The 19,324-nt window shown below is 64.4% G+C and carries 24 protein-coding genes; 7 read left to right on the forward strand and 17 right to left on the reverse strand.

Annotated features, from left to right (window positions below):
- The first annotated feature begins 133 nt into the window (after window positions 1-133).
- Complete coding sequence (locus tag ACJ8HN_RS02280) at window positions 134-529, forward strand: (R)-mandelonitrile lyase (RefSeq protein WP_442522993.1); 396 nt, start codon at window positions 134-136, stop codon at window positions 527-529.
- Window positions 530-535: 6 nt separating this feature from the next.
- On the opposite strand, the gene ACJ8HN_RS02285 is transcribed toward ACJ8HN_RS02280, so the two are convergent.
- The 3 genes from ACJ8HN_RS02285 to gabD all read right to left on the reverse strand — a co-directional run bounded on the left by ACJ8HN_RS02285 (window position 536) and on the right by gabD (window position 2,917).
- Window positions 536-907, reverse strand: coding sequence for a glyoxalase superfamily protein (locus ACJ8HN_RS02285; protein WP_033647874.1), 372 nt, complete (start codon window positions 905-907; stop codon window positions 536-538).
- A gap of 19 nt (window positions 908-926) precedes the next feature.
- Window positions 927-1,340: a GyrI-like domain-containing protein gene (locus tag ACJ8HN_RS02290; RefSeq protein ID WP_164104869.1), complete on the reverse strand. Its 414-nt coding sequence runs from the start codon at window positions 1,338-1,340 to the stop codon at window positions 927-929.
- A 101-nt stretch (window positions 1,341-1,441) separates the two neighbouring features.
- Window positions 1,442-2,917, reverse strand: a complete 1,476-nt coding sequence (gene gabD, locus ACJ8HN_RS02295; protein ID WP_039565356.1) for an NADP-dependent succinate-semialdehyde dehydrogenase — start codon at window positions 2,915-2,917, stop codon at window positions 1,442-1,444.
- Window positions 2,918-3,128: 211 nt separating this feature from the next.
- On the opposite strand from gabD, the gene ACJ8HN_RS02300 reads away from it, so the two are divergent.
- On the forward strand, window positions 3,129-3,344 hold the full coding sequence (locus ACJ8HN_RS02300; RefSeq protein ID WP_033635117.1) for a glycogen synthase: 216 nt from the start codon (window positions 3,129-3,131) through the stop codon (window positions 3,342-3,344).
- Between the two features lie 38 nt (window positions 3,345-3,382).
- Here the strand turns inward: ACJ8HN_RS02300 and ACJ8HN_RS02305 are convergent, their stop codons facing one another.
- Together ACJ8HN_RS02305 and ACJ8HN_RS02310 are read right to left on the reverse strand one after the other, a co-directional pair.
- A complete protein-coding gene (locus ACJ8HN_RS02305; RefSeq protein ID WP_049197283.1) occupies window positions 3,383-4,297 on the reverse strand; it encodes a pyridoxamine 5'-phosphate oxidase family protein in 915 nt (304 codons plus the stop codon).
- 4 nt (window positions 4,298-4,301) lie between these two features.
- On the reverse strand, window positions 4,302-4,919 hold the full coding sequence (locus ACJ8HN_RS02310; protein ID WP_308884529.1) for a glutathione S-transferase family protein: 618 nt from the start codon (window positions 4,917-4,919) through the stop codon (window positions 4,302-4,304).
- A 98-nt stretch (window positions 4,920-5,017) separates the two neighbouring features.
- Between ACJ8HN_RS02310 and ACJ8HN_RS02315 the strand changes: the two genes are divergently transcribed.
- From ACJ8HN_RS02315 to ACJ8HN_RS02335, 5 genes are all read left to right on the forward strand, one after another.
- Window positions 5,018-5,929, forward strand: a complete 912-nt coding sequence (locus tag ACJ8HN_RS02315) for a LysR family transcriptional regulator (RefSeq protein WP_033647869.1) — start codon at window positions 5,018-5,020, stop codon at window positions 5,927-5,929.
- A gap of 147 nt (window positions 5,930-6,076) precedes the next feature.
- A complete protein-coding gene (locus ACJ8HN_RS02320; RefSeq protein ID WP_033647868.1) occupies window positions 6,077-6,874 on the forward strand; it encodes an alpha/beta hydrolase in 798 nt (265 codons plus the stop codon).
- Window position 6,875: 1 nt separating this feature from the next.
- The gene (locus ACJ8HN_RS02325; protein WP_060421648.1) at window positions 6,876-7,247 is read left to right on the forward strand and encodes a RidA family protein; all 372 of its coding nucleotides are present in this window, start codon (window positions 6,876-6,878) and stop codon (window positions 7,245-7,247) included.
- A 58-nt stretch (window positions 7,248-7,305) separates the two neighbouring features.
- Entirely contained in the window at window positions 7,306-7,488 is a 183-nt protein-coding gene (locus tag ACJ8HN_RS02330) for a hypothetical protein (protein WP_442522994.1), read from the forward strand.
- 55 nt (window positions 7,489-7,543) lie between these two features.
- The gene (locus ACJ8HN_RS02335) at window positions 7,544-8,941 is read left to right on the forward strand and encodes an amino acid permease (RefSeq protein ID WP_060421646.1); all 1,398 of its coding nucleotides are present in this window, start codon (window positions 7,544-7,546) and stop codon (window positions 8,939-8,941) included.
- 38 nt (window positions 8,942-8,979) lie between these two features.
- Here ACJ8HN_RS02335 and paaY read toward each other — a convergent pair whose 3' ends face one another.
- The 12 genes from paaY to paaB form a co-directional block, all read right to left on the reverse strand.
- Window positions 8,980-9,576 carry a phenylacetic acid degradation protein PaaY gene (gene paaY / locus ACJ8HN_RS02340; RefSeq protein ID WP_033635110.1) on the reverse strand — a complete coding sequence of 199 codons (597 nt, stop codon included), beginning with the start codon at window positions 9,574-9,576 and terminating at the stop codon, window positions 8,980-8,982.
- Between the two features lie 12 nt (window positions 9,577-9,588).
- Window positions 9,589-10,527, reverse strand: a complete 939-nt coding sequence (paaX, locus tag ACJ8HN_RS02345; RefSeq protein ID WP_033647864.1) for a phenylacetic acid degradation operon negative regulatory protein PaaX — start codon at window positions 10,525-10,527, stop codon at window positions 9,589-9,591.
- Window positions 10,528-10,606: 79 nt separating this feature from the next.
- A complete protein-coding gene (gene paaK / locus ACJ8HN_RS02350) occupies window positions 10,607-11,914 on the reverse strand; it encodes a phenylacetate--CoA ligase PaaK (protein ID WP_033635108.1) in 1,308 nt (435 codons plus the stop codon).
- Between the two features lie 15 nt (window positions 11,915-11,929).
- Entirely contained in the window at window positions 11,930-13,135 is a 1,206-nt protein-coding gene (gene pcaF, locus ACJ8HN_RS02355) for a 3-oxoadipyl-CoA thiolase (protein WP_442522995.1), read from the reverse strand.
- A complete protein-coding gene (gene paaI / locus ACJ8HN_RS02360) occupies window positions 13,132-13,572 on the reverse strand; it encodes a hydroxyphenylacetyl-CoA thioesterase PaaI (RefSeq protein ID WP_033635105.1) in 441 nt (146 codons plus the stop codon). Before paaI ends, pcaF begins: the two co-directional genes overlap by 4 nt.
- Window positions 13,569-15,098, reverse strand: a complete 1,530-nt coding sequence (locus ACJ8HN_RS02365) for a 3-hydroxyacyl-CoA dehydrogenase (RefSeq protein ID WP_442522996.1) — start codon at window positions 15,096-15,098, stop codon at window positions 13,569-13,571. The genes paaI and ACJ8HN_RS02365 overlap by 4 nt, the downstream gene beginning before the upstream one ends.
- Before the next feature lie 2 nt (window positions 15,099-15,100).
- Window positions 15,101-15,892: a 2-(1,2-epoxy-1,2-dihydrophenyl)acetyl-CoA isomerase PaaG gene (gene paaG, locus ACJ8HN_RS02370; protein WP_103829629.1), complete on the reverse strand. Its 792-nt coding sequence runs from the start codon at window positions 15,890-15,892 to the stop codon at window positions 15,101-15,103.
- Window positions 15,893-15,895: 3 nt separating this feature from the next.
- Entirely contained in the window at window positions 15,896-16,669 is a 774-nt protein-coding gene (gene paaF, locus ACJ8HN_RS02375; protein WP_354620280.1) for a 2,3-dehydroadipyl-CoA hydratase PaaF, read from the reverse strand.
- An 8-nt stretch (window positions 16,670-16,677) separates the two neighbouring features.
- The gene (paaE, locus tag ACJ8HN_RS02380; protein WP_041035732.1) at window positions 16,678-17,736 is read right to left on the reverse strand and encodes a 1,2-phenylacetyl-CoA epoxidase subunit PaaE; all 1,059 of its coding nucleotides are present in this window, start codon (window positions 17,734-17,736) and stop codon (window positions 16,678-16,680) included.
- 13 nt (window positions 17,737-17,749) lie between these two features.
- The gene (gene paaD / locus ACJ8HN_RS02385) at window positions 17,750-18,247 is read right to left on the reverse strand and encodes a 1,2-phenylacetyl-CoA epoxidase subunit PaaD (protein ID WP_033653577.1); all 498 of its coding nucleotides are present in this window, start codon (window positions 18,245-18,247) and stop codon (window positions 17,750-17,752) included.
- A 9-nt stretch (window positions 18,248-18,256) separates the two neighbouring features.
- Complete coding sequence (paaC, locus tag ACJ8HN_RS02390) at window positions 18,257-19,015, reverse strand: 1,2-phenylacetyl-CoA epoxidase subunit PaaC (RefSeq protein ID WP_033635097.1); 759 nt, start codon at window positions 19,013-19,015, stop codon at window positions 18,257-18,259.
- 8 nt (window positions 19,016-19,023) lie between these two features.
- Window positions 19,024-19,311, reverse strand: coding sequence for a 1,2-phenylacetyl-CoA epoxidase subunit PaaB (gene paaB / locus ACJ8HN_RS02395; RefSeq protein WP_004935173.1), 288 nt, complete (start codon window positions 19,309-19,311; stop codon window positions 19,024-19,026).
- Between the last annotated feature and the right edge of the window lie 13 nt (window positions 19,312-19,324).

Here is a 19,324-nt window from a genome sequence, read left to right on the forward strand (position 1 = left end):
GATTTATGAATTTAGCTCATAGCTCCTTGCGCATTTTACCCGCTAGTCGCCGGAAAAGCATGGCGCTATCTTGGCATTACGCACTCATGACGATCAGCGCCGGCGGTGAGAGCCGGCGCGGAGGACACGACAGATGAAAATACAACGCAGCGGTTCGATCCCATCACAGCGCGGTTCAGCGGATTATTTTACCGGGCAGGTACGCATCGACGCGCCGTTCGCCGGTGACGCGCCGGCCAGGGTGGGCGGCGCGACCGTCACCTTCGAACCCGGCGCCCGCACGGCCTGGCATACGCATCCGCTCGGCCAGACGCTGATTGTCACTCAGGGGCGCGGTTGGATCCAGATGTGGGGCGAGACCACGCAGGAAATGCACCCCGGCGATATCGTCTGGATCCCGGCAGGCGTCAAACACTGGCACGGCGCGACGCCGGACACCGCCATGAGCCATATCGCCATCGCCGAAGCGGTGGGCGGCAGCCCGGTGACCTGGCTGGAGCCGGTCAGCGAGGCGGAGTACCGCCAATAAGGCCGCTCAGGCCTCGTGGCTCTGCTCGCAAAACCGCAGGCGGTTGCCGAACGGATCGGTGAGATTCAGCTCCTTGCCCCAGTCGACAACCTCCACTCCCGGCCGGGCATAGCGGTAGTTTTTGGCCGTGAGCTCCCGGTGCAGCGCGTCGATATCGTGCACCGGGATGAAAAGGGCGGCGCCGGGCGTGCCGTCCCCGTAGTGTTCGCTCAGGTGCAGCGTCAATCCGGCGCGGCTCACCTGCATGTACAGCGGCAGATCCTCGCTGAAACGATGCTCCCACGCCAGCGTGAAACCGAGAAAATCCAGATAAAACTCTTTGGCCTTGTCGACCGAAAAGATGCGCAGGATCGGAATGGCGGGGGAGAAGGTGGTCATCGTCGATCTCACTGTTACGTTAGCGGCAGCCGATATGGATATCGACCGCGTCGGGGCCGGTATAGGCTTCGAAGTCAGTCAGGAAGCGGCGTTCGATTTCCGGGTGTTGCTCGAAGTAGGCCCAGATGGCTTGCCAGCCTTCGATGACCGCCGCCGGCATCGCGCCCCGGGCCTGGAACACCAGATAGCGGCCGGGTTCGATGTACAAACCGCTCTCTGCCGCACTGCCGGCGGTGACGTCAAACGGCCCGCCGGCGTCGGAGGCGTAGTTGGAGTAGACCCCGTAGACCGGCATGGCGGGCGAGGTGACGAAAAAGTCTGACCACAGCGCAGAAATTTTAGCCGTTTCGGGCCGGGTTTCGTCCTGATTGGTGGTTCTGATTGTCTGGCCGGCGACGTAAAAGCCGGGCAACTGCATCGAGAGGGGGTGCATAGCGGAAATTCCTTTTAACCGTTTGAACGAGAGGCCTAAAGGTAGCAAAGACTCTCCAAAACCGCCAGGCAGGGCCCCCGCAGGCGCGGGAGCCCATCGCATCAGGCGCCCAAACCGCCAAGGCACAGGTATTTGATTTCGAGATAGTCTTCGATGCCGTATTTTGAGCCTTCGCGGCCCAAACCTGAGTGCTTCATGCCGCCGAACGGCGCCACCTCGGTGGAGATCAGCCCTTCGTTGATGCCGACGATGCCGTACTCCAGCGCTTCGGCCACGCGCATCACCCGGCCGATGTCGCGGCTGTAGAAGTAAGCGGCCAGGCCGAACGGCGTGTCGTTGGCCAGTTCGACGGCGTCGGCCTCGTGGTTGAAGCGGATCAGGGGCGCCACCGGGCCGAACGTCTCCTCGCGGAAGATTTTCGCCGTGCGCGGCACGTCGGTCAGGATGGTCGGGGTGAAGAAATTGCCGCCCAGCGCGTCAGGCTTGCCGCCCAGCAGCACCGATGCGCCGTGCTCGACGGCGTCGGCGATATGCTCGCGCACTTTCTCCACCGCATCCGGGTTAATCAGCGGGCCGATGGTGACGCCCTCATCCAGCCCGTTACCGACTTTCAGCTTGGCGACGGCGGCTTTCAGTTTGGCAGCGAAGGCGTCGTATACGCCGTCCTGCACCAGAAAACGATTGGTGCAGACGCAGGTCTGGCCGGCGTTGCGGTATTTCGAGGCGACCGCGCCGGCCACGGCGGCGTCCAGATCGGCGTCGTCGAACACGATAAACGGCGCGTTGCCGCCCAGCTCCATGCTGGTTTTCTTGATGGTGGGCGCGCACTGGGCCAGCAGCTGCGCGCCGACTTCGGTGCTGCCGGTGAAGGAGAGTTTACGCACATCCGGGTTGGCGGTGAGTTCGCCGCCGATGCCCTTGCTGGGGCCGGTGATCACGTTGCACACCCCGGCGGGCAGCCCGGCGCGCTCCGCCAGCACGGCGATCGCCAGCGCCGAGAACGGCGTCTGGCTGGCGGGGCGGATCACCCCGGTACAGCCGGCGGCCCAGCCGGGGCCGGCTTTGCGGGTGATCATCGCCGCCGGGAAGTTCCACGGGGTGATGGCGGCGAACACGCCGATCGGCTCTTTCTGCACGATAATGCGGCGACCGGCCTGCGGCTGCGGAATGGTGTCGCCGTAGACCCGCTTGCCTTCCTCGGCGAACCATTCGATAAAGGAGGCGGCGTAGGCGATTTCACCGCGGCTTTCGGCCAGCGGTTTACCCTGTTCCGCCGTCATGATGCGTGCCAGATCGTCCTGATTTTCCATCATCAGTTCAAACAGCCGCCGCAGTTTGCCGGCGCGTTCTTTGGCGGTCAGCGCACGCCAGGCGGGCAGCGCCTTCTTGGCGGCGGCGATGGCGCGCGCGGTTTCTTCGGCGCCGAAGGCCGGCACGTGGCCGACCAGCTCGCCGTTGGCGGGATTATGAATGGCGATCGAACGGCCTGCTTGGGCCGGCAACCATTGCCCGTCGATGTAATTGGCCTCGCGGAACAGCGTGGGATCCTTGAGGGTAGCGCTGATGCTGGTGCTCATTGTTCTCTTCCTTTGCTGAGTTCAACAGAATGGTCTATCCCATACGGCTACCCTTTACCCTAGCAAACTTTGCCGCCGCCGTTTGCCGCCGCGACGACAAGATGAGCGTTTTCTTCATGCGCACCTTCTGTACAAAAAATATCCGCCGCCGGGCCGATACTGAAAGAGCAGGCATATGACCCTTTTCGATGTGATTAAAAGGAGTGTGCGAATGATGAAATCAGTGGACAGACATCTCGCGGCCTACGGCAGCGAAATGGATTTTTTGGCGTCGAGCATCGCCCTGATGGAATGGCAAGGGCGGCAGATTGACGCCGGGCAGGTGGCCGGCAATATGTCGGAACAGCAAAGCCGCCTGTTCTTTGCGCGGTTGAGTTATTTTCGTCAGCTTTATCAGGCCGCATCGGCGGCCGAACACAGCCTGTAATCTTCCGATTCAGCCCCGCCGCAGCGGGGCTTTTCATTTCAGCGGCGCCACACCCCGGTCGCCAGCGTCGCCGGCGAATATTCCAGATCGCGTCCCCGCCACGGCAGCGCCGCCGCAAAGCGCCAAGCGCGGTGAACGTCAAACCGCCAATAGCGTTCCGCCCCTTCAACGCCGGGATGTCCTTCCGCCTGCCAGAGGATCTGCGTTTTTCCCTGCAGATGCAGCACGTCGCCGCGCTCAAAATCGATGAACAGCAGCGCCGCCCGCGGTTCGGCCAGCAGGTTGCCCAGCGTATTCATATAGCGGTTGCCGCGAAAGTCCGGCATCCACAGCGTGTCGCCTTCCAGATGGATAAAGCCGGGCCGCCCGCCGCGATGGGAAATATCGACGCCGCCCTGCGCCAGTTCCAGGTGCGCGCCGCTGGCGACGAAGCTGGTGTCCGCGGTGCGGATCAGCGCCTGCGCCGCCGCATCGAGCGAAGCTAAATGCTCAACCGGCTGTGGCCGGCTCTCCACCGGGTAGAGTTCGCGGCGCTGAATGTACTGCGGGCAGTTGCCGAAGCTTTGGTGAACGACGATCTCCACCCGGTTTTTGTCGGTGCGGCCGACGGTGCCGTTGGCGCGGTTGCGCCGCCGGTTGCTGAAGTCGAGCCCGAGCGCGCCGACCGGTTTGCCGGGCAGCAACAGCGCCTGGGCGGGATCGTCGCTGCGGCGCGGCGCGCTGATGCGCAGGTGCGTGTCGTCCGGCGTGCGTAAAAACCCGGGCGGGCCGCTGAACAGGGTGGCGATGGGCCAGCCCTGTTCGTCCAGCGTGGCGACGAACAGGTAGGGCAACGCGGCGAAAAACGCGCGGTGCTGATCCGGCATCGCGGGGTAGATGCCGCCGCCCACGCGATCGAAACCGGCCAGCGTTTGCGCGCGCAGCTCATCGGGGTGGAACCGCTGCGAGATCATGGCGTCAGCTCGCCGCCGGTGCCGGCAGAGCCGGCATGGCGAAGAAGCCGGGAAGCGCCGCGATGCTCGCCACCCAGCGGCGTATGGCGGGGTAAGGCGCCAGCGAAATGCCGCCTTCGGCCGCGACCGCCACATAGCTGTAGCAGGCCAGATCGGCGATGGTCGCCTGTTCGCCGGCCAGATAGTCGCGCTCGCTCAGGTGCTGCTCCATCTGCGGCAGAAAACGATCGCTGATTGCCCGCGCCGCCTGATAATCCTCCGGCACGGCGAACTGGGCGATCAGCCGGCAGGAGGCCGGGCCGTAGCGCACTTCACCGGCGGCTTTGGAAAGCCAGGCCTGCACTCGCGCCGCCGCCGCCGGCTGTTCCGGCAGCCAGTGGCTGTTCGGCGCATAGCGCTTCACCAGATAGACCAGAATGGCGTTGCTGTCGGCCAGCGTCAGATCGCCGTCCTGCAAGACCGGGATCTGGCCGAACGGGTTGAGCCGGCGAAAGGCCGCGCTCTGGCGTACTTCCGCCGAGGCTTCTACCCATTCATAGGGCTGCGCCAGCATGCGTAGCAGCAACGCCACGCGGTGAACGTGGCCGGAAAGCGGGGTGCCGTAGAGGGTGATGGTGGACATGGCGTTTCTCCTCAGTGCTTTTTTTCAGCATACTCTTGCGGCGAATGAGCGGGATCCGGCAATGTGGAAATTGATAATTTCACTTACCGGAAGAGTCTATGGATCGGTTAGACGAGTTGGCCATCTTCGTGGCGGTGGTGCAGCAGGGCAGCCTGGCGGCCGCCGGGCGCAAACTGCGGCGCTCGGCGCCGGCGATCACCCGGGCGATCGCCGCGCTGGAACAGCGGTTCGGCACCCGACTGGTGGAACGCACCACCCGGCGGCTGGCGCCTACCGAAGCGGGCGTGCGGTTGCTGGAGCGCGCGCAACAGCTGCTGCAGGATTATCAGGCGGTGGTGCAGGATACCGCCGAAGCGCAGCTGAGCGGCTTGCTGCGCGTCACCTCGCCGGTGCAGTTCGGCCGCCGCTACGTGGCGCCGGTGGTGATGGCGTTTCTCGATGACTACCCGCAGATGCAGATCGAAATGGTGTTGAACGATCGCAATCTCGATCTGATTGACGAAGGATTGGATATCGCGGTGCGCATCGGTCATCTGCAGGACTCTTCCCGCGTGGCGCGGCGGCTGGGGCAGGTCAGCCGGGTGACGGTCGCCAGCCCGGCTTACCTGGCGCGCTGCGGCGAGCCGCGCTCACCGGCGCAGCTGGCGGAGCATGCCACCATCGTTGGCACCCAGCGGCCGTCACTGCGCGAATGGCGCTTCGGCCCGCAGGAAAACGGCGAGCGCGTGCGCTTGGCTCCCCGGCTGTTGCTCAACGACGTGGAGGCGCAGCTGCTGGCGGTGCGCGCCGGCAAGGGCATCGCCCGGCTGCTCTCGTATCAGGTAGCGGACGATCTGGCCGCCGGCACGCTGGTACGGCTGCTGGCGGACCATGAACCGTTGCCGATGCCGGTACAGCTGGTGGCGCAGCAGGCGCAGCGCATGCCGCTGAAGGTGCGCGCCTTTTGGGATTATGCGTTTGAACGGCTCAGCGCATTGCCGCAAATTCAGCCGGACGGGCGGGGAAAATAAGCGCGAAAGGTTTCATGGGTTAAACTTTTTCGCCGCCTGTCTCATTTTATTTTACCGGGCGCGCATTGCTGATGCGCCCATCTTGACAATAATGTTGCCGGTGCTAATAGTTAATTCATATCTTAAATAATAAACGAAGTTTAATATATGAAACAACTTGCGGGGAGCTATGACAACGGCGCCACGGTGGATAATGAAGACGCTATTTTGACTTCATTTCAAACTCGCAGCGCGGCTATTTATCATCAGGCTAAGCATGAAAAGAATATTGCGTATGGCGAAAGCGAACGCGAGACGTTTGATTGGCTTTATTCTGCAAAGCAGCACCAGGGCACGTTAATTTTTATTCACGGCGGCTATTGGCAATGCTGCGATAAGGCGGATTTCGCCTTTATCGCCGCCGGGCCGTTGGCGTTGGGTTTTGACGTGGTGCTGGTGGAATATGCGCTGGCGCCGGCGGTTAATCTTGACGCCATTTGCCGCCAGGTGGGGGCGGCGCTTGATGCCATTCAGCGTCGTCTGCCGCCGCACTATGCCCATCCGGTGCATCTGTGCGGCCATTCCGCCGGCGGGCATCTGGCGGCGTTTTGGCAGCGGCATGCGTTGGTGGATGCGGTCTTTCCCGTCAGCGGCCTGTTCGAACTGGCGCCGCTGCAAGAGAGCTATGTCAACCGGGCGCTGCAGCTGACCGCGCGGCAGATTGAAACGCTCAGCCCGGCGCGCCGGTTGCCGGCGCGCAGTAAGCCGCTCACGTTGTATTACGGCGCTGATGAGCTGCCGGAACTGATCGGCCAGTCGCAGCACTATCACGCGGCGCTGCGCCAAGGCGGGCTGCCGGCCGATCTGGTCGCGGTGCCCGGCGCCAATCATTTCACCATTCTGGATGCGTTGTTCGCCGCCGACGGCGCGCTGCTTCGCCAACTTGACCACCACGGGAACCACTGACATGCGCGAAATCGTAGCGACCGGGCTGCCGGAGATCGGCCAGCCTTTTTCCTGGGCTACCCGGGGCGGCGGCATGCTGTTTACCGCCCACGGCCCGGTGCGGGCGGACGGCAGCATCGAGACCGGCGCGCCTGAGCAACAGATTGCGTTAACCTTCGACAACCTGGCCCAGACGCTGAAGGCGGCGGGCAGCCACAGCGATAAGGTGCTGCAGGTAATGGTTTATCTCACCGACGTTAATGACGTTAAATTGCTCGATGATATTTACCGGAAATACTTTAATTATCCTTATCCCAATCGCTCCACGGTTATTGTCGAAAAATTGGTGGTGCCGGGAATGAAAATAGAAATTACCGTCAGCGCCATCGCCTGATTTAATTTCTCATTAAGTCCGTCTTCATATTAATTCAATAACGAGTTAAGGATGCGTCATGTTTAAACAGATTGCACCTTCCGCGGCCGATTCTATTCCATCGCTGATGGGAGTCTATTTGCAGGATCCCAATCCGCAAAAAGTGAATTTAGGCATTGGCCTCTATTACGACCGGCAGCATGATTTTCGCCCGGCCGCATGTGCCTGCCGGGGATCAACCCCGGCAATATCGACTGCGTGACCGCCGCCATTCTCGACGTCACCCGTACCGTCTAACTTCGCCCGGGAACCCAGCCATGCCACAGATGAATGATTTTGAGCATATCGCCCGCCGTCAGGGCGGGTTGAACAAGCATCTTACCGCCGGGCAGATGTCGATGCTGGCGATCGGCGGCGCCATCGGCACCGGGCTGTTTCTCGGCAGCGCCTACGCCATTCAGATGGCGGGGCCGGCGGTATTGCTGAGCTACCTGATCGGCGGCGTTATTGCGCTGCTGTTGATGGGCAGCCTGGCGGAAATGACCTCCGAACATCCGACGCCCGGCTCGTTCGGCGACTATGCCGAATTCTACCTCGGCCCGCTGTTCGGTTTTCTGGTGCGTTATTCCTACTGGTCTTGCGTGGTGCTGGCGGTGGGCACCGAAGTTACCGCCATCGGCATGTACATGCAGTTCTGGTTCCCGGCGACGCCGACCTGGCCGTGGGTGCTGCTGTTCTCGGCGGCGGTGATCGTCGTCAATGTGATCGGCGTGAAGTCGTTCGGCCAGGTGGAATACGCGCTGTCCACCGTCAAAGTGACGGCGATCGTGGCGTTCATTCTGATCGGCCTCGGCATGCTGGCGTTCTCGGGCAACCCGGCCTACGGCCTGCGCAACCTGACCGCCGGCGGCTTCATGCCGTTTGGCGTCAAGGGCATGTGGTTCGCAACGATCGTGTCCATCTTCAGCTACCTGAGCATTGAAATGATCGCGGTGGCCGCCGGCGAGGCGAAAAATCCGGTGATTGCGGTGAAGGCGGCGTTCAAGGGCACCCTCGTGCGGCTGTTCATCTTCTACATGCTGTCGATCGCCCTGATGCTGGCCATCGTGCCCTGGCGCCAGTCCGGCACCGGTGAAAGCCCGTTCCTGATGGCGATGAACGTCATCCATCTGCCCGCCGCCGCCGGTATTTTCAACTTTATCGTGCTGGTGGCGGCGCTGTCGGCGATGAACAGCCAGCTGTATATCACCACCCGCATGATGTTCTCGCTGTCGCGCGCCGGGCAGGCGCCGGCGGCGTTGGGGCGCGTTAGCCGGCGCGGCATTCCGGTCAATGCGCTGGCGATGTCGTGCATCGGCATCGTGGTGTCTATCGTGCTGAGCCTGGTGGCGCCGGAAACCTCGTTCGCCGCCATGATGTCTATTTCGGTGTATGGCGCCTGCTTTACCTGGCTGATGATTTTCGTCACCCACCTGTTCTTCCGCCGCCGGCATCGGCAGACCCACCTGAAATTCCGCATGTGGGGGTTCCCCTATACCACCTTGCTGGGCGCCGGGCTGATGGCGGCGCTGATGATCTCGACCGCGTTTACCGAATTCTTCCGCATGACGCTGTGGTTCGGTATTCCGTTCACCTTGCTGCTGGTGGCGGCCTACCGCTTCCAAAGCCGCCGCGCGGCGGCGCCGTCGCCGTTCAAGGCGCCAGAGGTGGAGTAATGCGGGAGAGGGGCTGAGGCGCGCCTCAGCCCCGGGGATTACAGCTGGCTTTTCGGGATCAGGTGGTCGCCGAAGCTCAGGCGCTGGCGGCCCGGTTCGATTTCGGTCAGCGGCGCCACTTCGCGCAGCGAGGATTTGCAGCGCTGAACCAGATCCTGATATTCGCGGGTGCCGGCGATCTTCCAGGCCAGTTCTTGCTCGGTCAGATCGCGCAACACGCGCGCCGGGCTGCCGACCACCAGCTTGTTGGCTTCGAGAGTCGCCGCGGCTTTGACGAACGCCATCGCGCCGACGATGGTGTTCTCGCCGATCTCCGCACCGTCCATCACCACCGCATTCATGCCCACCATCGCATTGCGGCGAATGCGGCAGCCGTGCAGGATGGCGCCATGCCCGATATGGCCGTCTTCTTCCACCACCGTGTCCTGCTGCGGGAAGCCGTGCATCACGCAGTTGTCCTGAATGTTGGCGCCGTCGCAGATCACCAGGCGGCCAAAATCGCCGCGCAGGCTGGCGTTCGGGCCGATGTACACGTGTTTGCCGACGATCACGTCGCCGATCAGCACCGCCGTCGGGTGCACGTAACTGCTGGGGTCAACGACCGGCGTCAGGCCGTCAATCTGATACACAGGCATAGCGTGAGTTCCTTAGTATGTAGGGTCGCGCGGCAGGCCGCCGAAGCGCCGATAGTAGCCGGCGGCCGGCGCGGGCAGGGCGCCGATGGTGGTTTCCGCCAGCGCGCTGACGTACTCCGTCGCGGCGCGATCGACCTGCTGATAGAGATTGATGCACAGATTGCGGGCGATCTGGCCCTCCCACTGCGCGGGCAGCAGCGCGTCCGGCAGCAGCGGATCTTTCAACACCACGCGACGGAAGAAGTGAATCAATAATAGCTTAATCTGGAAACAGCGCAGCGGCGTCAGCGCCGCCGGATCGACTTCGCGCAGCAGCGCCATCAGCGGCCGGAAGGAGACGATAAACTCGTGATAGCCGGCCGCCACCTCGCTCAGCGACCAGCAGTCGGCCACCAATTTCTGCAGGGTTTGCTCGGAGCGGTTGTAGGGATAATCGGCGCGGAAATAAATCACCTGCTCGCTGGCGTTCAGCTCGCCGAGCAGCGCCGTTACGTCGGTTTGCGCATGGGTAGGAGCGGCCATCAGGTTGCTGGCGATTTGCCCGAACCCGAGCCAGCCCAGCTCTTTTTTCAGCCGCGCGCGCGCGTTTTTTTCGGCGCTTTCCAGCAGCAAAAGCTCCCATTTGCCGTCCCAGGCGGGCTGCTCGCGCAAATAGATTTTCGATTCGGCGTGGCGGAACTGGCGCATTCCCTGCTCGGTCACGCGGTAGAAGCTGCGGCGGCCTATTTTCTCCACCGCCAGCCACCCTTCTTTTTGCAGGCGGAACACCGAGGTGCGCACGAAGCGATCGCCGAAGCCGAAGGCCTCCAGCAGCGCGCTCAGGCTGCCGAGCCACACTTCGCCGCCGCGGTGGCTGAGCGCGTCGCCGTACAGCGAAATGATCAGCGAGGTGCCGCTGATCGGCTGCGCGTCGACGGCATGGCGAATGAACTCATCCAGTTTATGTTCCATATTTTTCCATGGGTTAGCATTCGATGAGCCATAACATTACGCCTAATTTGGGGCGGCGTCATCCGTGACGCCGTGCGCCTCAGCGCGGCCGCAGATCGACCACGCGCTGCGCTTTGCCTTCCGAGCGCGGAATATCGCCGCAGTTGGCGATGCTGACGTCGGTGCTGACGCCCACGATCGATTTGATGTGGTGGCGCAGCTGGTGGCAGATGTCGCAACGCTGCTGGTGGCTGAGGCTGAGCGCCGATTCTTTCAGCTCGACGCGCACCGCCAGCGTGTCCAGGTGCCCGCTGCGGCTGACCTGCAGCTGATAGTGCGGCGACAGTTGCTCGAACTGCATGATCTGCTCTTCCACCTGCGACGGGAAGACGTTGACGCCGCGGATGATCAGCATGTCGTCGGAGCGGCCGGTGATTTTGCCCATGCGGCGCATCTGGCGTGCGTCGCCCGGCAGCAGCCGGGTGAGATCGCGGGTGCGGTAGCGGATCACCGGCAGCGCCTCTTTGGTCAGGGTGGTGAACACCAGTTCGCCGTGCTCGCCGTCCGGCAGGGCGACGCCGGTTTCCGGGCAGATGATCTCCGGCAGGAAGTGGTCTTCCCAAATGGTCGGGCCGCCGCCGCTTTCCAGGCACTCCATCGCCACGCCCGGCCCCATCACTTCCGACAGGCCGTAAATGTCCAGCGCCTTGATGCCCATGCGGGTTTCGATTTCGTGGCGCAGGGCTTCGGTCCAGGGTTCGGCGCCGAACACGCCGAGCCGCAGCGAGCAGCCGCGCGCGTCGCCGCCCATCTTGCGTTCCAGCTCGTCGATCAGCGTCAGGCAATAGGACGGCGTCACCATGATGATGTCGGGTTTGAAATCGAGGATCAGCTGCGCCTGGCGTTCCGTCTGGCCGCCGGACATCGGGATCACCGTCGCGCCGAGCCGCTCCGCGCCGTAGTGCGCGCCAAGGCCGCCGGTGAACAGGCCGTAACCGTAGGCGACGTGCACCTTGTCTTTGGCGGTGGCGCCGCCGGCGCGCAGACAGCGAGCGACGATATCGGCCCAGTTATCGATGTCGCGCTGGGTGTAACCCACCACCGTCGGCCGGCCGGTGGTGCCCGAGGAGGCGTGGATGCGCACCACCTGTTCCATCGGCACCGCGAAGGTGTCGAACGGGTAGTTGTCGCGCAGATCCTGCTTGGTGGTGTAGGGGAAGCGCGCCAGATCGCTCAGCTGTTTGAGATCGTCGGGGTGTACGCCGGCCTGGTCGAATTTGCGCTTGTACATCGGCACATTGTCGTAGGCGTGGTGCAGCGTCCACTTCAGACGCGCCAACTGCAACGCTTCAATCTCATCGCGCGAGGCGAATTCGATCGTTTCGAGGGGCTGTGGATTTATTGTCATGGTTAGCCTCAGGGGTCAGACACGCTCAATGATCATGGCGATGCCCTGGCCGACGCCGATGCACATGGTGCAAAGCGCGTAGCGGCCGGCTCGCCGTTCCAGTTCAAACAGGGCGGACAGCGCCAAGCGCGCGCCGCTCATGCCCAGCGGATGTCCCAGAGCGATCGCGCCGCCGTTGGGGTTGACCTGCGGGGCATCGTCCGGCAGGCCAAGCTGGCGCATCACCGCCAGCGCCTGGGCGGCGAACGCTTCGTTCAGTTCGATAACGTCCATCTGCGCCAGGCTCAGCCCGGCGATTTCCAGCACCTTGCGGGTGGCGGGCAGCGGGCCGATGCCCATCAGCCGCGGCTCCACGCCGCAGGTGGCGGTGGCAACGATGCGCGCGCGCGGCGTCAGCCCCTGGCGCGCCGCCATCGCTTCGGAGGCGACGATCAGCGCCGCCGCACCGTCGTTCAGGCCCGAGGCGTTGCCGGCGGTGACGCTGCCGGGCTGACGGAACGGGGTTTTCAGCGCCTGCAACTGCTCGAAGGTGGTGTCGGGGCGCGGGTGTTCATCCTGGCTAAACAGCGTCACCGCGCCTTTTTTGCCGCTGAGGCTGACCGGGGCTATCTCCTGCGCCAGGTGGCCCAGCGCCTGCGCCCGGGCGGTGCGCTGCTGGCTGCGCAGCGCAAAGGCGTCCTGATCGGCGCGGCTGATGTTGAACTGCGCCGCGACGTTTTCGGCGGTCTCCGGCATTGAATCGGTGCCGAACTCGGCCTGCATCCGCGGATTGACGAAGCGCCAGCCGAGGGTGGTGTCGTACAGCTGCGCCTGGCGGCTGAAGGCGCTGTCGGCCTTGCCCATCACCAGCGGCGCACGGGTCATCGATTCCGCGCCGCCCGCCAGCAGCAGCCCGGCGTCGCCGGCCTTGATGCTGCGCGCCACCATCGCCAGCGCATCCAGACCCGATCCGCACAGGCGGTTTACCGTGGTGCCGGAAACGCTGACCGGCAATCCGGCCAGCAGCAGCGCCATGCGCGCCAGGTTGCGGTTATCTTCCCCGGCCTGGTTGGCGCAGCCGAGGATCACGTCGTCCAACTGCGCCCAATCCACCTGCGGATGGCGTTCCAACAGCACGCGCAGCGGCAGGGCGGCCAGGTCGTCGGCGCGCACCTGGGCCAGCGCGCCGCCATAGCGACCAATCGGGGTGCGCACGCCGTCGCAGATAAATGCCTGATTCATGCCTGATCTCCTAAAATGCTGTGGCCGAGGCGGTGCGCGCGGCCGCGGAACCAGGCGACGGTTTTGCCCCGTTGGTTAACGATCTCGACGTCATACAGCCCGGTGGCTTTGCCCTGATGGCGCACCGCCGCGCTGGCGGTGAGGCGGTCGCCGGCCAGCGCCGGGCGGACGAAGTCGATGCTGCAGCCGGAGGCCACCGCCGCCAACCCCTGGCTGTTGCAGGCGTAGGCGAAGGCGGTGTCCGCCAGGCTGAACAGCTGGCCGCCGTGGCAGGTCTGGTGGCCGTTGAGCATCTGCGGGCCGACGGTCATGCTGACCTGAGCGTATCCGGCGTCGACGGCGTCGATGTGCATTCCCATCGCCTGAGCGCAGGTATCTTGCTGGAACATCTGTTCGGCGCAGCGCTGAGCCAGCGCGCGCGGCGTATTGGCGTTCATCGTTCGGCTCCTGGGAAAGAGGCGGGGGAAGCGTAGCGGCGCAGCAGCGGCATTGGGCGATAGCGCGCTTCGCCGTAATAGCGTTGCAGGTTTTCCAGCGTCGCCAGAATGTGGCACCAGCCGAGCGCGGCGCCCCAGGCCAGCGGGCCGCGCGGATAGTTGACGCCGCGCAGCATCGCCAGATCGGTATCTTCGGCGCTGGCGACGCCTTTGTTCACCACGTCGAGCGCTTCGTTGGCCAGCATGGCCAGGGTGCGCATCGTCAGCAGGCCGGGGTAATCCGGCAGTTGAATGACCTGCTTGCCGAGGGACTGCAACAGGCGAATCGCTTTGGCATTGTGTTGCGCATCGTTTTGCGCCGCGCAACTGATGGCGATGGCGGAGGCGTGCGCATAGTCGGCACAGAGATCGAACAGCACCACGGGCGTTCCACGTTCGTCGGCCAGCTGGCCGGCGGTTTTACCATTGGTTAACATCAGTGTAACGTCGTCGATCGTGACGTGTGGGCTGGTCTGGCCGGGTTGTTTGATCGCCCCCGCATTTTCGATCAACAGTTCCGCCAAATCGGCCAGCGAAGACCAGTCGCCGTGCAGCGTAACGCGTTGCGGCAATGCGGCCTGCGCCGGTGGAGCAAAAGCGATCTCGGCGGTGGGGATTTGCGTGTCGTAGCGGTAGAAACCGCGGCCGGATTTACGGCCGAGGTGCCCGGCGGCCACCAGCTCCTGCTGCACCAGTGAGGGCGTGAAGCGCGGATCCTGATAGAAGGCCTGATACACCGATTCGGTCACGGCGTAATTGACGTCCTGGCCGATCAGATCGGTCAACTGCAGCGGGCCCATGGCGAAACCGCCGGCGTCGCGCAATACCGCGTCCAGCGTGGCGGCGTCGGCCACCCGTTCTTCCAGCGCGCGCAGGGTTTCGGCATAGAACGGCCGCGCCACGCGGTTGACGATAAATCCGGGCGTCGAGCGGCACACGACGCTTTGCTTACCCCAGCGCTGCGCCAGAGCCTGCAGCGCGGCGAGGGTATCGGTACCGGTCTCCAGACCGCTGACGATCTCCACCAGTTTCATCAGCGGCGCCGGGTTGAAGAAGTGCAGCCCGGCCATGCGCTGCGGGTATTGCAGTGCGCCGGCGATGGCGGTGATCGACAGCGAAGAGGTATTGCTTACGAACAGCGTCGTGGGCGAGCAGATCGCCTCCAGATCGCGAAACAGGCTCTGCTTAATCGCCAAATTTTCCGCCACCGCTTCAATCACCAGCGTGCAGTCGGCCAGCTGCTCGAGCGAGTCGGCGCGTTCGAGGCGCGCCAGCAGCGCTTCGGTGGGCGCGGCGTCGGCCTTGCCGCCGTCTACCCGCTGGCGCAGGCGGCGAGCGAGATCGTCGATCGCGCGCTGGGCGGCGGCGGGCGCGATATCGAACAGCCGCACCGGGTGGCCGGCGGCGGCGGCCACCTGGGCGATGCCGATGCCCATGGTGCCGGCGCCGATCACCGCCACCTGGCCGTTAAGAAGGGGCGCATTCATGGCTATTTCCCGCTGAAGTTGGGCGTGCGTTTGGCAAAGAACGCGCTGACGCCTTCGCGATAGTCGTCGCTGCGGCCGCCCAGGCGTTGCAGATCGCGCTCCAGATCGAGCTGCTGATCGAGGCTGTTGGTGGCCGAGCTGTAGAGGGCTTTCTTGATCAGCCCCAGGCCGTAGGTCGGCTGGGTGGCCAGATGGCGCGCCAGCGTTTGCGTGCGGTCGGCCAATTCATCCGCCGGCACCACCTGCCAGATCATGCCCCACGCCAGCGCCTGTTGGGCGCTGATTTTGTCACCCAGCATGGCCATGCCCATCGCGCGGGCGTGGCCGGCCAGCCGCGGCAGGAACCAGCTGCCGCCGGAGTCAGGCACCAGCCCCAGACGGCAGAACGACTGAATGAAGCTGGCATTGTCGGCGGCGATGACGATATCGCACGCCAGGGCCAGCGCGGCGCCGGCGCCGGCCGCCACGCCGTTGACCGCGCACACTACCGGCTTCGGCAGGGCGGTCAGGCGACGGATCAGGGGATTGTAGAAACGTTCGACCGACAGGCCGAGATCCGGCGTCTGTTGATCGGCGCTGACGTTGCGATCGTTGAGATCCTGCCCGGCGCAGAAACCGCGCCCGGCGCCGGCGATCAGCAGGCAGCGCACGCTGTCATCGCGCTCGGCTTGCGTCAGCGCTTCGCTCAGCTGGCGATGCATCTCGTCGTTAAAGCTGTTGAGCCGATCCGGCCGGTTGAGGGTCAGCGTCAACACGCCGGCGTCGAGATGGCTGAGAATCAATGCGTTATCCATAAATCAGCGCCCCTGATAGTTTGGCGTACGTTTTTCGAAAAAGGCGGCGATGCCTTCGCGGCGATCGTCGGTGGCGGCCAGGGTGACGAACTGCTGACGCTCCATCGCCAGCCCCTGGCTGAGGCAGGTTTCCTCGGCCTGTTTCAGCGCCTGTTTGGCGGCGCGCAGCGCCAGCGGCGCCTGACGGCTGATGCGTTCGGCAATCTGCTGCGTGCGTTCCAGCGTCAGGGCATCGACGCACACTTCGCTGATAAGACCGGCCTGCAGCGCGGTGCGGGCGTCGATGGGCTCGCCGGTCAGCACCATCTGGCTGGCGCGCGACTTGCCGACGCAGCGGATCAGGCGCTGGGTGCCCCCGGCGCCCGGCATCAGGCCGAGGGTGATCTCCGGCAGGCCGAAGCGGGCGCTTTCGCCGCCGATGACGATGTCGCAGGCCAGCGCCAGCTCACAGCCGGCGCCCAGGGCATAACCGTTCACCGCCGCCAGCAGCGGCTTGCTGAACTGCGCCAGACGCTGCCACAGCTGCGGACGGCGATCCGCCAGCGCGGCCGGCAGATCCTGCTGTTGCAGTTCGCGCAGATCGGCGCCGGCGGCGAAGAAGCGCGCCGCACCGGCGATCACCACGGTGCCCACGCCGCTGTCGGCGTCGGCCTGCTCCAGGCGGGCAACCAGCTGTTCCAGGCACGGCGTGCTCAGGGCGTTGCGCGCCTCCGGGCGATGCAGCGTCAGCGTGACCACGCGGTGCTGCTGCTGATGCAAAATAAAGGGGGTGTCCATCGCGGCTCCTAGACGTCGAAGTCCAATACCACGCCGTCGCCTTTCGGCCACGACTGGCAGCTCAATACGTAGCCCGCAGCCAGCTGATCCGGCTCCAGGCTATAGTTGACGCCCATCTCCACCTGGCCGGCCTTCAGACGGCATTTGCAGGTGGCGCAGACGCCGCCTTTGCAGGCGTAGGGCAGGTCGGCGCCCTGGCGCAGCGCGGCGTCGAGAATGCTGTCGTCCTGTTCGCCGATCTCGATATCCAACCGGCGGCCGTCGAGCAGGATCGCCACCCGGGTGGCGTTGCGATCGCCGCTGTGGCGCGGGCGGGCGGCCAAACCGCTGGTGTTGAAGCGCTCGCTGTGGATGTGGTTGGCCGGGACGCCGGCCTGTTCCAGCACGGTTTGCGCGTCGTCCATCATCGATTCCGGCCCGCAGATAAAGGCGTGGTCATAGTCGCGGAAATCCAGCAGCGCGCCGCCGATCGCCGCGAGGCGTTCGCGGTCGATACGGCCGCTGAGCAGCGGGCTGTCGAGACTTTCCTGGCTGAACAGGTACAGCGGCTGAAAACGCTGCGGGTAGCGGTTTTTCAGATCCGACAGCGCCTCTTTGAACATCATCGAACGGCTGTTGCGGTTGCCGTAGATCAGGGTGAAGCTGCTGCCCGGTTCGAGCAGCAGCGTCGCCTTGATGATCGACAGCATCGGCGTGATGCCGGAGCCGGCGGCGATCGCCAGGTAGTTGCCGTGGCGCTCTGCCTGCGGCTGGTAGCCGAAGCGCCCCTGCGGCACCATCACCTCCAGCGCGTCGCCGACTTTCAGCATGCGGTTGACGAAGCCGGAGAAGCGCCCCTGATCAATCGCCTTCACGCCGATCTGCAGCAGGCCTTCCTGCGGTGAACTGCAGATGGAATAGCAACGCCGCAACTCTTCGCCGTTGACCAACGCCTTGAGCGTCAGGTGCTGGCCGGGGGTATAGCGGTATTGGTTTTGCAGCTCTTCGGGCACCCGCAGGGTGATGGCTACGGCGTCCGGCGTTTCGCGCTCGATGGCGGCGACGTTCAGGCGATGAAAGACCGTCATGGTGTCAGCGCTCCTATATGCATTTGAAATAATCGAACGGTTCCCGGCAGTCGCAGCAGCGGTACAGCGCTTTACAGGCGGTGGAGCCGAACTCGCTGATCTTCTCGCTGTGGGTGCTGCCGCAGCGCGGGCAGGCTACCGGGCCGTGGGCGTGTGGCCGATCGCAGGTGTGCCCCTGCGGGGGCGCTACGCCGTATTGCCGCAGCCGTTCGCGGGCGTCGGCGTTCATCCAGTCGGTGGTCCAGGCCGGGCTGAGGCGAATGTCCACCTGCACCGGGCTGAAGCCGGCGGCCGCCAGCCGCTGCTCGATGGCGTTGAGCAGAAATTCGGTGGCCGGGCAGCCGGAGTACGTCGGGGTGAAGGTCACGCGCCAGCCCGCGCCGTCGCGCGCCACGTCGCGCACCATGCCCAAATCGGTGATCGACAGCACCGGCAGCTCGGGATCGCTGATCTGCTGCAGGCAGTGCCAAATCTGCGGAATTTCGGCGGGTTGCAAACGGGTGACGTTCATCGCGGCCTCCTACCATTGCCCGTTTGGATAGGCGCGCTGCAGGAACTGCATCTCCGCCAGCAGCGGGCCGAGGTGTTCGCTGTGCCGGCCTTGCTTGCCGCCGTGCCGGAACGCCTGCTCGGCAGGCAGCGCCAGCGTCGCCTGGCGCAGCGTCTCTTCCACCTGCGCTTGCCAGGGGGCCTGCAGTTCGCGCGGATCGACGGCGATGCCTTGTTCCGCCAGTTCCAGCTCCAGCGCGTCGGCGTGGAACAGCTCGGCGGTGAAGCGCCACAGGTTATCCAGTGATTGCTGGATCTTGCGGTGGCTGACGTCGTTGCCGTCGCCAAGGCGGATCATCCAGCCGTGGCTAAAGCGCAGGTGGTAATCGGCCTCCTTCAACGACTTGGCGGCGATGGCGGCGATCTGCGCGTCGCGGCTGCGGCTCAGCGCCTGGTGCAGCTGTACGTGGTAGGCATCGAGCAGGAACTGACGCACCAGCGTGTCGTTGAAACCGCCGTTCGGCTGCTCCGCCAACAGCAGGTTATGAAACTGGCGCTCGTCGCGCCCGAAGGCCAGGCTGTCTTCGCTGCAGGGCGGGCCGGCCAGTTCGGCGGCGTAGCCCAGGAAGTTGCGCGCCTGGCCGAGCAGATCGAGCCCGATGTTGGCCAGCGCCAGATCGATTTCCAACTCGGGCGCGTGGCCGCACCAGGCGCACAGGCGCTGGGCGAGGATCAGTGGCGTGTCGCCCTGGCGGAGTAAATAGCTGATGCGCGGATCGTTAACCGTCATGGTCGCCTCTACATGTTCTTGATGCCGTCGGGAATGGTGTAAAACGTCGGATGACGGTAGATCTTGTCTTCGGACGGATCGAAGAACGCGCCGCGATCTTCCGGCTGCGAGGCGATCAGATGGCGCGATTGCACCACCCAGATCGAGCAGCCTTCGTTGCGGCGCGTATAGGCGTCGCGGGCGTTTTCCAGCGCCATTTGGTCGTCGGCGGCGTGCAGGCTGCCGACGTGGCGATGCGCCAGCCCTTGTTTGCTGCGGATAAACACTTCATACAGCGGCCATTCAACGTGGCTCATGATCTCGGTTCCT

It is taken from the genome of Serratia sp. CY29653, assembly GCF_052169255.1.
Classification (GTDB): domain Bacteria; phylum Pseudomonadota; class Gammaproteobacteria; order Enterobacterales; family Enterobacteriaceae; genus Serratia; species Serratia sarumanii.

Bases quoted from the DNA above. Each gene is read 5' to 3' on its own strand.
- paaG (WP_103829629.1), bottom strand. From the start codon at position 15,892: ATGGATAACGCATTGATTCTCAGCCATCTCGACGCCGGCGTGTTGACG.
- ACJ8HN_RS02365 (WP_442522996.1), bottom strand. From the start codon at position 15,098: ATGAATGCGCCCCTTCTTAACGGCCAGGTGGCGGTGATCGGCGCCGGC.
- ACJ8HN_RS02290 (WP_164104869.1), bottom strand. From the start codon at position 1,340: ATGCACCCCCTCTCGATGCAGTTGCCCGGCTTTTACGTCGCCGGCCAG.
- ACJ8HN_RS02300 (WP_033635117.1), top strand. From the start codon at position 3,129: ATGATGAAATCAGTGGACAGACATCTCGCGGCCTACGGCAGCGAAATG.
- paaF (WP_354620280.1), bottom strand. From the start codon at position 16,669: ATGGACACCCCCTTTATTTTGCATCAGCAGCAGCACCGCGTGGTCACG.
- ACJ8HN_RS02310 (WP_308884529.1), bottom strand. From the start codon at position 4,919: ATGTCCACCATCACCCTCTACGGCACCCCGCTTTCCGGCCACGTTCAC.
- paaD (WP_033653577.1), bottom strand. From the start codon at position 18,247: ATGAACGTCACCCGTTTGCAACCCGCCGAAATTCCGCAGATTTGGCAC.
- paaK (WP_033635108.1), bottom strand. From the start codon at position 11,914: ATGACAATAAATCCACAGCCCCTCGAAACGATCGAATTCGCCTCGCGC.
- paaI (WP_033635105.1), bottom strand. From the start codon at position 13,572: ATGAACGCCAATACGCCGCGCGCGCTGGCTCAGCGCTGCGCCGAACAG.
- gabD (WP_039565356.1), bottom strand. From the start codon at position 2,917: ATGAGCACCAGCATCAGCGCTACCCTCAAGGATCCCACGCTGTTCCGC.
- pcaF (WP_442522995.1), bottom strand. From the start codon at position 13,135: ATGAATCAGGCATTTATCTGCGACGGCGTGCGCACCCCGATTGGTCGC.
- ACJ8HN_RS02315 (WP_033647869.1), top strand. From the start codon at position 5,018: ATGGATCGGTTAGACGAGTTGGCCATCTTCGTGGCGGTGGTGCAGCAG.
- ACJ8HN_RS02280 (WP_442522993.1), top strand. From the start codon at position 134: ATGAAAATACAACGCAGCGGTTCGATCCCATCACAGCGCGGTTCAGCG.
- ACJ8HN_RS02320 (WP_033647868.1), top strand. From the start codon at position 6,077: ATGAAACAACTTGCGGGGAGCTATGACAACGGCGCCACGGTGGATAAT.
- paaY (WP_033635110.1), bottom strand. From the start codon at position 9,576: ATGCCTGTGTATCAGATTGACGGCCTGACGCCGGTCGTTGACCCCAGC.
- ACJ8HN_RS02330 (WP_442522994.1), top strand. From the start codon at position 7,306: ATGTTTAAACAGATTGCACCTTCCGCGGCCGATTCTATTCCATCGCTG.
- ACJ8HN_RS02325 (WP_060421648.1), top strand. From the start codon at position 6,876: ATGCGCGAAATCGTAGCGACCGGGCTGCCGGAGATCGGCCAGCCTTTT.
- paaC (WP_033635097.1), bottom strand. From the start codon at position 19,015: ATGACGGTTAACGATCCGCGCATCAGCTATTTACTCCGCCAGGGCGAC.
- paaB (WP_004935173.1), bottom strand. From the start codon at position 19,311: ATGAGCCACGTTGAATGGCCGCTGTATGAAGTGTTTATCCGCAGCAAA.
- paaX (WP_033647864.1), bottom strand. From the start codon at position 10,527: ATGGAACATAAACTGGATGAGTTCATTCGCCATGCCGTCGACGCGCAG.
- ACJ8HN_RS02305 (WP_049197283.1), bottom strand. From the start codon at position 4,297: ATGATCTCGCAGCGGTTCCACCCCGATGAGCTGCGCGCGCAAACGCTG.
- ACJ8HN_RS02335 (WP_060421646.1), top strand. From the start codon at position 7,544: ATGCCACAGATGAATGATTTTGAGCATATCGCCCGCCGTCAGGGCGGG.
- ACJ8HN_RS02285 (WP_033647874.1), bottom strand. From the start codon at position 907: ATGACCACCTTCTCCCCCGCCATTCCGATCCTGCGCATCTTTTCGGTC.
- paaE (WP_041035732.1), bottom strand. From the start codon at position 17,736: ATGACGGTCTTTCATCGCCTGAACGTCGCCGCCATCGAGCGCGAAACG.